An 11,826-nucleotide genomic window follows, 5' to 3' on the forward strand; every position below is an offset into this window, starting at 1 on the left:
GCCCGGCCCCCGGCAGCTTGCGCGTGACAGCGTCGTCGGATCGTCCGTGAATAACGCAGGCGGCAACGCCGCGCGCAGTGCAGCTGACTCGCGATGTGATGGGCTTCATTGTTTGACTACCTTTCGAATACGTGTGTGCGCCGTTCAACGAGCCGCTACGTCGAGTCCGGACGCCGCCGGATAGCGACCTTTTCCGGCCGGCCTTGAATCCTAGCGCAATCCCGCCTCGCACATCGGCGCGCCCAGCACGCTGACCGCGACCTTGCGCACAGTGTCTGTGCGAAGCACGGCGCGTGCCGTTCCGCGCGCGAGCCAACACGTTCCGAAGAGGCGCGCCGCTCAGTCTTTCGCGGCGTATTCGCGGTCGAGCCGGTCGTAGACCGGCTTGTTCACAAGCCGCTGGCGCTCGCTGAACGGCGCGACGAGCGTCGCGTCTTCGTCGAGGCGGCCGTTCGCCTGAAGGCTGCCGAGCGCGCGCTGCATGCCGAGCACCGCGCCTTGCAGCGCCGCGTTCGCGTAGAGCACGATGCCATAGCCGAGCTTCGCAAGCGCCTCGCGCGACTGCACCGGCGTCTTGCCGCCGATCACGATGTTGATCAACTGCGGCGTCTCGAAGAGCGACGGCAGGCGCTCGATGTCCGCGAGCGATTCGGTGGCCTCGATGAAGAGAATGTCCGCCCCCGCCTCGATAAAGCGGTGACCGCGCTCGATGGCGTCTTCGATACCGTGCACGGCCGCGGCATCGGTGCGGGCCATGATCTGCAGATTGCCGTCCTCGCGGGCATCGACGGCTGCGCGGATCTTGCCGGCCATTTCGCTTGCGCTGATCACTTCCTTGCCGGAGAAGTGGCCGCACTTCTTCGGCATGATCTGGTCTTCGAACTGGATCACGTCGGCGCCGCTGCGCTCCAGCACCCGCACGGTCTGGCGCACGTTCAACGCGTTGCCGAAGCCCGTGTCGGCGTCGACGATGAGCGGCAGCGCCACCGCGTCGCGAATCCGCGCGGTGTGCTCGGCGACTTCGGCAAGTCCAATGAAACCGAGGTCCGGCAAGCCGAGCGACATGTTCGTGACGCCCGCGCCGGTGATGTATATGGCCTCGAAGCCCGCATCCTCGATGACGCGCGCGCTCATCGCGTTGAAGGCGCCCGGCACGAGCAGGCCGTGGCGTTGGTTGACTTTGGCGCGGAAGGCGGCGCGGCGCGTGGCGGAAGTGGTCATGACAGTGTGTCTCCGGAAAGGTTGAGAGTGGCTGACGACGCGCTTAAGCGCAGAAACTATGCCACTGGTGGTGAGGCGAAAGGCTTTACTTTAAAAATCAATTATTTGCAGCCAGACCGGACGCTGCGCCGTTTCATGGCACAATGGCCGGGTTGTTCCATGAAACGTTTCATGGAACGTTTCATTGTTGACCTTGCTTGCCGCAGCCGGGAGCCTTGCATGTCCACTTTTACGCCGCCGTTCGTTAGTACCGACTCGGGCCGGCCGGGCGTCGCACTTGTCAGTATCAGCCGCCTGCAGTCGCTTTGCGAGACGATTGCGCCGCGCTACGCCGAGCGCGCGAGATTTTTCTCGATCCGCGAAGGCTACGGCGCAGCGGTGACCACGCTGCAAAGCTACGTGGATGCCGGTTCCGTCGACGTCGTGCTCGCAGCCGGCTCGAACGGCGCCTATTTGCGCGACAACCTGAGCGTGCCGGTGGTCATGGTCAAGGTGAACGGCTTCGACGTGTTGAGCGCGATCACCCACGCCACCACCACATGGCCTGGCGCGTCCATCGGCCTCGTGCTGCACGAAACGATCTCGCACGAACTCGCCGATCTGGGCGGCTTGCTGACCGTGCGCCTCACGCAGCGCGCCTACCGCTCCGTCGACGAGGTCAAGACCGCCGTCAACAATCTCGCCGCCGAAGGTTGCCGGGTCATTATCGGACCGGGCATGGCCTGCGACCTCGCGCAGCAGGCGGGGCTCGCGAGCGTGTTCCTGTACTCGCTCGGCGCGGTGGAGGAAGCCTTCGAGCGTTCGGTCGAACTCGCGCGCGTGAGCCGGCAGAAGGAGTCCAAGCGCGTGCGTCTGAACACTATCGTCGCGCATCTGCGCGACGGCGTGGCCGCTTTCGACGATGCCGGCCAGCTCGAAGCCGTCAATCCCGCGATGCTCGAGCTGCTCGGCCTCGAAGGCGGGCGCGACATGCCGGCCCAGCTCGCGCGACGGGTCGGCCCGTGGCTGCGCGACGCGCTCGAACGCGGCGGTGCCGTCGACGAGCGCATCGAGCAGATCGGCCAACGCTCGCTCATTGTCAATTGCGTGCCAATTGTGGAGCAGGGCGCGCGCTCGGGCGCGGTCGTCACGGTGCAGGACGCGCTCGTCGCGCAGCGGATCGACCGGTCGCTGCGCACGAGCCAGCGGCCGAAGCATCTGGTCGCCCGGCATCGGCTGGAAGATCTGGTCGGCGCATCGGCGGCGCTCGAACGCGTGCGGCGACTCGCGCACGCGGGCGCGGCGCACGACGCGACTGTCCTCTTGAGCGGCGAGAGCGGCACGGGCAAGGAACTGGTCGCTCAGGGCATTCACAATGCGAGCCGACGGCGCGGCAATCCGTTTGTCGCCTTCAATTGCGCGGCGCTGCCGGAGGGGTTGATCGAAAGCGAGCTGTTCGGCCATGAAGAAGGCGCGTTCACCGGGGCGCGGCGGGGCGGCAAGCCGGGACTTTTCGAGATCGCCCACACGGGGACCATTTTTCTCGACGAGATCGGCGAGATGCCCGCCGCGCTGCAAAGCCGGCTGCTGCGCGTGCTGCAGGAGCGCGAGGTCATGAAGCTGGGTTCGGGCCGGGCCACGCCCGTCGACGTGCGCGTGATCGCCGCCACGCATCGCGACCTGCCTGCGCTCGTCGGCGAGGGCGCGTTTCGCGCGGACCTGTATTTTCGTCTGAATCTGCTTCAGATAGAATTGCCGCCGCTGCGCGAGCGACGCGCCGATGTGCTTCCGCTGGCTCGGCACTTGTTAAACCGCATTGCGCTCCAATATGGATTGTCCGAGGCGGCGATCGGGCGCGTGCTGAAGTTTCTGGCGCCTTGGTTCGAGGGCTATGCGTGGCCCGGGAATGTGCGCGAACTCGACAATCTGCTGGCGCGCGCGGCCATTTATCTGGGCGCCACGGCGGGCGAATCTGACGGCGACATCGGCCCGGATCTGCTGGCGCTGTTTCCCGAATTCGAGCGGATGGAGCGGGAAGACGGGCACGGCGCGCCGTCGACGGCTGCCGCTGCTGCCACGTTGGCCGCGCCACGTCTCACGCCGAGCCGCGACGAGGTCGTGAGGGCGCTCGAACAGTGCGGCGGGAACCGCGCCGCGGCAAGCCGGGCGCTCGGCATTGGCCGGACCACGCTGTGGCGGCTTCTGAAGGCCGACGAAACGCGATAGGCGCAGGTCTGGAAATAGATAGATTGAATCTATCAATAGAATTAAAACAATCCACTTTACCTATTAAGCGCGGTCTGAGATACTGACTCCACTTTCCAACCACTCAGAAAGAGGACTCAGCAAATGCCGATCATCAACAGTCAAGTCAAACCGTTCAAGGCACAGGCTTATCACAACGGCGAGTTCGTGACCGTCACTGAAGAAAGCCTGAAGGGCAAGTGGTCGGTTTTCGTTTTCTATCCGGCCGACTTCACGTTTGTTTGCCCGACCGAACTGGGTGACCTGGCCGATCGCTACGCCGATTTCCAGAAGCTCGGCGTTGAAATTTACAGCGTGTCGACCGACACGCACTTCACGCACAAGGCATGGCACGACACGTCGGACACGATCCAGAAGATCAAGTACCCGATGCTGGCCGACCCGACGCTGGCCATTTCGCGCAACTTCGACGTGCTGATCGAAGAAGAAGGTCTGGCGCTGCGCGGCACGTTCGTGATCAACCCGGAAGGCGAGATCAAGCTGTGCGAAATCCACGACAACGGCATTGGCCGCGACGCCGGCGAACTGCTGCGCAAGGTGCAGGCAGCGCAATACATCGCCGCTCACCCGGGTGAAGTGTGCCCCGCCAAGTGGACGCCGGGCGCAGAAACGCTGACCCCGTCGCTCGACCTGATCGGCAAGATCTAAGCTCTCGCAGGTTCACGGGTTTAAATCAGCTTTGGTCGGCCTTTAACCAGGCTTTAGCCGAAGCTGAGTCAGCTTCAAAGCTTCAGGCAGTCGCGCCCCTCGCGGCGCATCACCGTGCGGACCGCTTCATGCAGCGGTTCGCGCGTCCCCGGGCCGCACGTGTTCTATCGGATGCGCGCGGAGCCGGGAACCCAACACCCCATCGTCACGGAATCGAATAGCCATGCTTGATGCCAATCTCAAGACTCAGTTGAAAACGTACCTCGAAAAGGTTAGCAGGCCTATCGAGATCGTCGCGTCGCTCGACGACAGCGCAAAATCGCAAGAGCTGCTGGCATTGCTGAACGATATCGCGACGTTGTCGGAGCGCGTGAGCGTCGTGGAGCGTCGCGACGACAACGAGCGCAAGCCGTCGTTTTCGATCGGCGAGCCGGGTAAGGACATCGGCATCCGCTTCGCGGGCATTCCGATGGGGCATGAATTCACGTCGCTCGTGCTTGCATTGCTGCAGGTCGGCGGCCATCCGGTCAAACTCGACGACGCCGTGATCGAACAGATCCGCAGTCTCGACGGCGACTATCAATTCGAAACGTATTTCTCGCTCTCGTGCCAGAACTGCCCGGAAGTGGTGCAGGCGCTGAACGTGATGGCGTTGATCAACCCGCGCATTCGCCACGTGGCGATTGACGGCGCGCTGTTCCAGAACGAAGTCGAAGCACGCCAGATCATGGCGGTGCCGACCATGTTCCTGAACGGCGAAGTGTTCGGCCAGGGCCGCAGCGGCGTGAAGGAAATCCTCGCAAAGCTCGATACGAACGCGGGCGCCCATGCGGCGAAGGAACTGGAAAAGAAGCCGGTGTTCGACACGCTGATCGTCGGCGGCGGGCCCGCGGGCGCGGCGGCGGCGATCTATTCGGCACGCAAGGGCATCGTCACAGGCGTGGTCGCGGAACGCTTCGGCGGTCAGGTGCTCGACACGCTCGCTATCGAAAACTTCGTGTCCGTCACCGAAACCGAAGGGCCGAAATTCGCCACCGCGCTCGAACAGCACGTGAAAACGTATGAAGTCGACATCATGGACGTGCAGCGTGCCGAAGCGCTGATTCCGGGACGCATCAACGAAGTGCGCCTCGCAAACGGCGCGGTGCTGAAGGCCCGAACCATTATTCTCGCGACGGGTGCGCGTTGGCGCGAAATCAACGTGCCGGGCGAGCGCGAGTACCGCAATCACGGCGTGGCGTACTGCCCGCACTGCGACGGTCCGCTCTTCAAGGGCAAGCGCGTCGCGGTGATCGGCGGCGGCAACTCGGGTGTGGAGGCGGCAATCGACCTCGCGGGTATCGTGCGCGAAGTCACGCTGCTCGAGTTCGGCGCGACTTTGCGTGCCGACGAAGTGCTGCAACGCAAGCTGCGCAGCCTGCCCAACGTGACCATTGTTACGCAGGCGCAGACCACCGAAATTACCGGCGACGGCAAGAAGGTCAATGGCCTCGTCTACAAGGACTTGCGTTCGGGTGAAGTGAAGCAGATCGAACTGGAAGGCGTGTTCGTGCAGATCGGCCTCGTGCCGAACACCGAGTGGCTGAAGGGCACGGTGGAACTGTCGAAGCACGGCGAGATCGTGGTCGATGCACGCGGCGCGACGTCGGTGCCGGGCGTGTTCGCGGCCGGCGACGTGACCACCGTGCCGTTCAAGCAGATCGTGATTGCGGTCGGCGAAGGCGCGAAGGCATCGCTTAGCGCATTCGATCATCTGATTCGCAATAGTGAGGAAACCGAAGCGGCGAACGAGGTGGAAGCCGAAGCGGCAGTGTGATAATCGGACTTCACGCGTAGCGAATAACGGCGGCCCGCGGGCCGCCGTTTCTGTTTTCATCACGCCGATGCCGCAGCGGCTGCAACCGGAAAGCGCTGCGCAAAAAAAACCGCCCGGCGCGAACCGGGCGGCTTTCATGAGCATGAGTGTGTTAGAGGCGGCACGCCGCTTACGCCCACAGTTCCGACACCTCGTTGTTGCGCAAGTCGAACACCAGCACTTCGGCATCGTGCCCTTGCGTGAAGCTCAGCGCTTCTTCGCCGCGCACGCGTGCACCGTCGCCTTCGCCGAGCTGCACGCCGTTCACCGTCACGCTGCCGCGCGCCACGTGCACATACGCATAGCGGTCGCTTGCAAGTTCGAGCCGCGCGGTTTCATCGCCGTCGAACAGGCCGGCATACACGCGTGCGTCCTGTTGCAGCGTCAGCGAACCGTTGGCTCCGTTCGGGGACAGAACGAGGCGCAGCACGCCGCGCTTGTCCTCCGCGCTGAAATGCTGCTGCTGATAGCGCGGCGCGGTACCCATTTGCGCCGGTGCAATCCAGATCTGCAGGAAGTGCACGGGCTCGCTCTTCGAATGGTTGTATTCGCTGTGCGCAACGCCGGTTCCCGCGCTCATCAACTGGATGTCGCCCGGCACGATCACCGAGCCGGTGCCCATCGTGTCCTTGTGCTCGAGAGCGCCCTCCAGCACATACGAGAAGATCTCCATGTCGCGGTGCGGGTGCTTGCCGAAGCCTTGGGCCGGCGCGACGCGGTCGTCGTTGATCACGAGCAGATCGGAGAAGCCGTTCTGCTTCGGATCGTGGTAATGCGCGAACGAAAAGGTGTGACGCGAGCTAAGCCAGCCGTGCTCTGCACGGCCGCGTTGATTGGCATGTCTGATTTCAAGCATCTTTTTCTCCTGTCGAGTGGAGCGCGCCAGCGTCCGACTCGTCGTTCATGCAACTTTCGTTGCGGGCGATCCGGACTGGTTGGTTGTCCGCGATCCATGACCAGAAGTGTAGGTCAACTTGAGCGGCTATAATTCGCGTATAAATGGAAGGACCGTCTCATCATAGTGGACAATCGCCATGCAACTGGACGACATGCGTATCTTCGTCGCGACCGTCGACGCCCATAACTTCACCGCCGCGGCGAAGCGTCTTGCGCTGTCCAAGCAGTTCGTGAGCCGCCGGGTCATGGCGCTGGAAGAAGCGCTCGGCGTGCCGCTTCTCGTGCGCAATACCCGCAAGCTTGCCGTGACCGACCTCGGCCAGGAGTTCTACGAGCGGGCCAAACGCATTCTGGGCGAGGTCGAGGACGCCGAGCAGGCCATGTTGTTGCGGCGGGCGGGGCCACGCGGCCTCCTCAAGGTGAGTGCGCCGATGTCCTTCGGCATGCTGCATCTGTCGCCGCTCGTCGCGGATTTCTTGCGCGAGCATCGCGACGTGCGTTTCGACATGGAGTTGAGCGACCGTACCGTCGACGTGGTCGGCGAGGGCTTCGACATGGCCGTGCGAATCGGCGTGTTGCCGGACTCCACGCTGATCGCGCAAAAGCTGGTGGATGTGAATCTGGTCGCGTGTTGCAGTCCGGCGTATCTGCGCCGCCGCGGCAGGCCCGCCGCGCCCGCCGACCTGGCGCGTCACTCATGCCTGCTTTATGGACACGGCGGTGTGGTGACGTGGGAGTTCGCAGTGGACGGCGCGGTGAAAAGCTTCGAAGTGCTCGGGCCGCTGCGCGCCAACAATGGCGAACTGATTCGCGATGCGGCCGTAGCCGGCCTCGGAATAGTTCGGCTTCCTGATTTTATCGTCGCCGACGCACTGCGAAGCGGCCGGCTCGTCACCGTGCTCGACGAATTTTTGCCGAGCCCCACCGGAGTCTACGCGGTCTATCCCCAACATCGGCAGAGCTCGCTGACCATTCGTGCGTTCGTCGACTTCCTGCGCAAGCATCTGAAAAAGCGCCTTGCCGCATGAGCGCGAATACGCAACGGCCCACAGGTCGTATTCAACCCTGGACCGTCGCACGCCACGCTGCCGTTAGCCGTCGCGGAAAATAAAGCTGTAGCCATTGAGTGCGGGCACGCCGCCGAGATGCGCATACAGCACGCGCGAGCCTTCGGGAAACTCGCCGTTGCGCACCATGTCGATCATGCCGTGCATCGACTTGCCCTCGTAGACGGGATCGGTCAGCACGCCTTCCAGGCGCGCGCACAGGCGGATCGCCTCGAGCGTGCCGTCATTCGGCAGACCGTATTCCGGGCCGCCGAAGCGCTCGTCGAGCACCACATCCTGCGCGGTGATGTCGCGCCCGAGGCCGACTTTCTCCGCGGTCCGACTGGCGATTCGCGTGATCTGTTCGCGCGTCTGCGCGGGTTTCGCCGACGCGTCGATACCGATGACGCGATCCGCGCGGCCGTCGGCGGCAAAGCCCACCACCATGCCGGCCTGCGTGCTGCCCGTCACCGAGCACACCACGATGTAGTCGAACTTGAAGCCGAGTTCGGCTTCCTGCTGGCGGACTTCCTCCGCAAAGCCGACGAAGCCGAGGCCGCCGAGCGGATGGTCCGAGCAGCCGGCAGGAATCGCATACGGCTTGCCGCCGGCGGCGCGGACGCTTTCCAGCGCGTCTTCCCAGCTCTTGCGAAAGCCGATGTCGAAACCGTCCGGCACGAGGCGCACGTCGGCGCCGAGTATGCGCGACATCTGAATGTTGCCCACGCGGTCGTACACCGCATCCGAATAGTTGACCCAGTTTTCCTGCACGAGCACGCACTTCATGCCGAGATGCGCGGCGACCGCCGCGACCTGGCGGGTTTGATTCGACTGAATCCCGCCGATGGAAACCAGCGTGTCGCAGCCTTGCGCGAGCGCTTCGGGAATCAGGTACTCCAGCTTGCGCGTCTTGTTGCCGCCGAACGCGAAGCCGCTGTTGCAATCCTCGCGCTTTGCATACAGATGCACTTTGCCCCCCAGATGATCGCTGAGGCGCTTGAGCGGCTGGATCGGCGTGGGGCCGAAAGTGAGCGGGTAGCGGGGAAAGCGTTGCAGGTTCATGGCATCTCCGGGGTTGAGGGTGTGGGCGCGGGCAGCGGGCCGCCGCGTTCAACACATGGTAGGAAAAACCGCGGAAAATGAGCTTGCGAAGAAAACCCTGTCGGCGTAATTTAAATAACAGCGAGAAATAAAAAGCTCAACTTCGTTTCCTGAACAAACCCATGAACAAAATAAAAGTTTGCCGGCCCCCAGCACGCCAGGCCGCCTCGACGCCCGCAGCCGAGTCGCTTCAGTCGCTGGACCGCATCGACCGGGCGATCCTGCGCCAGTTGCAAACGGACGCGTCGATTTCGAACGTCGCGCTGGCGGCCAAGGTGAAGCTGAGCGCGCCGGCCTGCCTGCGGCGCGTCGAGCGTCTGAAGGAGTCAGGCCTGATTCGCGGCGTGGTCGCGTTGATCGACCCGAAATCGGCGGGGGCGGGCATGCTGGTGATCATCGGCGTGGTGCTCGATCGGTCCACGCCCGAGTCGTTTGCCGACTTCGAGAAAGCGGCGCAGACAGTGCCGGGCTGCATGGAGTGCCACGTCGTCACGGGCGAATTCGATTACTTCATGACGATCCGCACGCGCGACAGCGACAGCTTCAATCGCCTGCACGCCGAACAATTGCTGTATTTGCCGGGTGTACGGCAAATCCGCTCGTTCATGGTGCTCAAGGAGATCCTCTCGACCACGCGCTTTCCGCTGTGAGTGCTTTGCCAACGGCATGCGCTGCCCTGCGCAAAGTGGGAAACGCGCGCATGCTGTCATTCACGCGGCCTTCGCGCGACTAACTTGTGGGGCCGTTCGCTTCCCGCAGACTCAAGCGGGTAGGCGCGAGGCGAGCGGTATGGCACACGCTGTAGTCGCAATCAGGACACACATCATGAATATCGACAATTGTATCGACGGCAAGCGCGCCCACTCCCGCGCGGCGCGGCTCTGGCTCGACGTCCGCGTCGGCTTCGGCTTCGGTCTACTCGCGCTGCTGCTTGCGCAACGCGTGGCGTTTTCATCGGAGAACGCCGTGCCGATCGCGCCGCCCGCGCTGGACGAGCCCGTCCCGGCAGCATCGGCGCATGAAGAAACCGCGGTGTTTGCGGGTGGCTGTTTCTGGGGCGTGCAGGGCGTGTTCCAGCATGTGCGTGGCGTGAAGCAGGCCGTCTCGGGCTATTCGGGCGGCCAGCGCGACACCGCGCATTACGAAACAGTCAGCGGCGGAGCCACGGGCCACGCCGAGTCGGTGCAGGTCACGTTCGACCCCGCGCAAGTCACCTATGGGCAGTTGCTCCAGGTTTACTTCTCGGTCATCCACGACCCGACACAGCTCGATCGTCAAGGTCCCGACAGCGGTCCGCAATACCGGTCCGCGGTGTTTCCCCTAAACGATACGCAGCGGCGCGTCGCACAGAGCTATATCGCGCAACTCGACAAAGCACATACTTTTCCGGCGCCGATCGTGACGAAGCTCGAACCCTTCAAGGGCTTCTATCCGGCCGAGTTCTATCACCAGAACTACCTGACCGAGCATCCGAACTCGGCGTATATCGCGCTCAACGATATGCCGAAGGTGGCTAGCCTCAAGCGGCTCTTTCCCAGCTTGTATCGCGACAAGCCGGTGCTTGTTCAGGTCGCGCGATAACGCTGCGCATGGGAGCCGGCAACTTCATGTCGCCGAGGTTGGCCTCCACGCGGTAGGCCCGCATCTTGCACTAGCTGCTCCGTCGGCAAAACGTTCGTCTTGTCTCATCCGACGAATACCATTGCACAAAGCATGTGCGTGGCGGCAGGCAGAGCTGGCGTGTTCGCCTTTTTGCCGTGCAATGCGTGTCGTTGCTGAAAAACTTACATGCCGCGCGCCGCCACGCGGCGCTCGTCCGGGGTTCGCTGCGCGTGGCGGGGAGCGCCGGGCCTCAAACGTAACCCTCTTCGCGATACGCGAGATTGGAGGCATTGGTGTTGAACAGCCGTAGAAAGCGGATCGGCAAGATCCGCAATAAACAAACAGGCATCGCGGCAAGCTCTTTTGCGGTGCTCGCCATTGGCGGCATGGCCGCCGGTCCGGGGACGGCGCTCGCGCAAACCCCTTCGCCGCTCGGCGAATGGCAATACTCGGCGGGTGTGCCCCTGCAAAAGATGTGGCAGCCGACCATCCCCGACTGGCAATTGCGCGTGGGTGCCGCAACGTCGTTCCAGCCGCGCTATGAAGGCTCGGACCGGTATCACGTGATGGCGGGGCCGAGCCTCGACGTGCGCTACAAGGACCTGTTCTTTTTCTCAAGCGGCGAGGGACTTGGGGTCAACTTCGCACAGGGCGAGAACTGGCGCGCGAGCCTCGCGGCGGTCTACGACCTGGGTCGCCGCGGACATGACGATCCGCAGGAACTGAACGGGCTGGGCAACATCAATCCCGCGCCGGGCCTGAAGCTCTCGAGTGAGTACGTCGTATCGAAAGACTTTCCGCTGGTATTGCGCGCGGACGTGCGCCGCTATTTTGGCGGCTCCAATGGATGGATCGGCGATTTCGGCGCTTATATGCCGATGCCGGGCAGCTCGAAGAAATTCTTCTGGTTCGCCGGCCCGAGCGTGACGCTGGCCGACTCCACCTATATGAACAGCTGGTTCGGCGTAAATCAGAATCAGGCCGCGCATTCGCAGTATCCGCAATATCACGCGAGCGCCGGCTTCAAGTCGGTGGGCTTCGGCATCAGCGCCGTGTGGCTGTTCGACAAGCACTGGTTCGCCACGGCGGACGGCGCGTTCCAGCAACTCGTCGGCAGCGCGGGGAATAGTCCGATCACGCACCGCAAGGCGAACGGCGTCGCCGACGTATCGATCAATTACCGGTTCTGAACGAAGCACGGCGTGAAGCGTG

General features: G+C 63.4%; 10 protein-coding genes. 7 read left to right on the forward strand and 3 right to left on the reverse strand.

Annotated features, from left to right (window positions below; all coding sequences use genetic code 11):
• Positions 1-339 precede the first annotated feature (339 nt).
• On the reverse strand, positions 340-1,221 hold the full coding sequence (locus tag ACEN8U_RS07220; RefSeq protein ID WP_310107611.1) for an oxaloacetate decarboxylase: 882 nt from the start codon (positions 1,219-1,221) through the stop codon (positions 340-342).
• A 219-nt stretch (positions 1,222-1,440) separates the two neighbouring features.
• Here ACEN8U_RS07220 and prpR point away from each other — a divergent pair, with 219 nt between their 5' ends.
• The 3 genes from prpR (at position 1,441) to ahpF (ending at position 5,929) form a co-directional block, all read left to right on the forward strand.
• Positions 1,441-3,426 (forward strand): propionate catabolism operon regulatory protein PrpR, encoded by a 1,986-nt coding sequence (prpR, locus tag ACEN8U_RS07225; RefSeq protein WP_310107613.1) that lies wholly within the window; start codon positions 1,441-1,443, stop codon positions 3,424-3,426.
• 123 nt (positions 3,427-3,549) lie between these two features.
• The gene (ahpC, locus tag ACEN8U_RS07230) at positions 3,550-4,113 is read left to right on the forward strand and encodes an alkyl hydroperoxide reductase subunit C (RefSeq protein WP_013590239.1); all 564 of its coding nucleotides are present in this window, start codon (positions 3,550-3,552) and stop codon (positions 4,111-4,113) included.
• A 223-nt stretch (positions 4,114-4,336) separates the two neighbouring features.
• The gene (gene ahpF, locus ACEN8U_RS07235; protein WP_310107615.1) at positions 4,337-5,929 is read left to right on the forward strand and encodes an alkyl hydroperoxide reductase subunit F; all 1,593 of its coding nucleotides are present in this window, start codon (positions 4,337-4,339) and stop codon (positions 5,927-5,929) included.
• Positions 5,930-6,098: 169 nt separating this feature from the next.
• On the opposite strand, the gene ACEN8U_RS07240 is transcribed toward ahpF, so the two are convergent.
• Positions 6,099-6,824: a pirin family protein gene (locus ACEN8U_RS07240; protein ID WP_310107617.1), complete on the reverse strand. Its 726-nt coding sequence runs from the start codon at positions 6,822-6,824 to the stop codon at positions 6,099-6,101.
• 178 nt (positions 6,825-7,002) lie between these two features.
• Here ACEN8U_RS07240 and ACEN8U_RS07245 point away from each other — a divergent pair, with 178 nt between their 5' ends.
• On the forward strand, positions 7,003-7,893 hold the full coding sequence (locus ACEN8U_RS07245) for a LysR family transcriptional regulator (protein ID WP_310107619.1): 891 nt from the start codon (positions 7,003-7,005) through the stop codon (positions 7,891-7,893).
• A gap of 63 nt (positions 7,894-7,956) precedes the next feature.
• On the opposite strand, the gene ACEN8U_RS07250 is transcribed toward ACEN8U_RS07245, so the two are convergent.
• Positions 7,957-8,973, reverse strand: a complete 1,017-nt coding sequence (locus tag ACEN8U_RS07250) for a 1-aminocyclopropane-1-carboxylate deaminase (protein WP_014971831.1) — start codon at positions 8,971-8,973, stop codon at positions 7,957-7,959.
• Between the two features lie 161 nt (positions 8,974-9,134).
• On the opposite strand from ACEN8U_RS07250, the gene ACEN8U_RS07255 reads away from it, so the two are divergent.
• From ACEN8U_RS07255 to ACEN8U_RS07265, 3 genes are all read left to right on the forward strand, one after another.
• A complete protein-coding gene (locus tag ACEN8U_RS07255) occupies positions 9,135-9,662 on the forward strand; it encodes an Lrp/AsnC family transcriptional regulator (protein WP_310107621.1) in 528 nt (175 codons plus the stop codon).
• A 175-nt stretch (positions 9,663-9,837) separates the two neighbouring features.
• On the forward strand, positions 9,838-10,593 hold the full coding sequence (gene msrA, locus ACEN8U_RS07260; RefSeq protein WP_310107623.1) for a peptide-methionine (S)-S-oxide reductase MsrA: 756 nt from the start codon (positions 9,838-9,840) through the stop codon (positions 10,591-10,593).
• Between the two features lie 314 nt (positions 10,594-10,907).
• Positions 10,908-11,804, forward strand: a complete 897-nt coding sequence (locus ACEN8U_RS07265; protein ID WP_310107625.1) for a MipA/OmpV family protein — start codon at positions 10,908-10,910, stop codon at positions 11,802-11,804.
• Positions 11,805-11,826: the final 22 nt, after the last annotated feature.

Origin of the sequence: Paraburkholderia phenoliruptrix, assembly GCF_047325075.1 — a bacterium.
Taxonomy (GTDB): Bacteria; Pseudomonadota; Gammaproteobacteria; order Burkholderiales; family Burkholderiaceae; genus Paraburkholderia; species Paraburkholderia phenoliruptrix.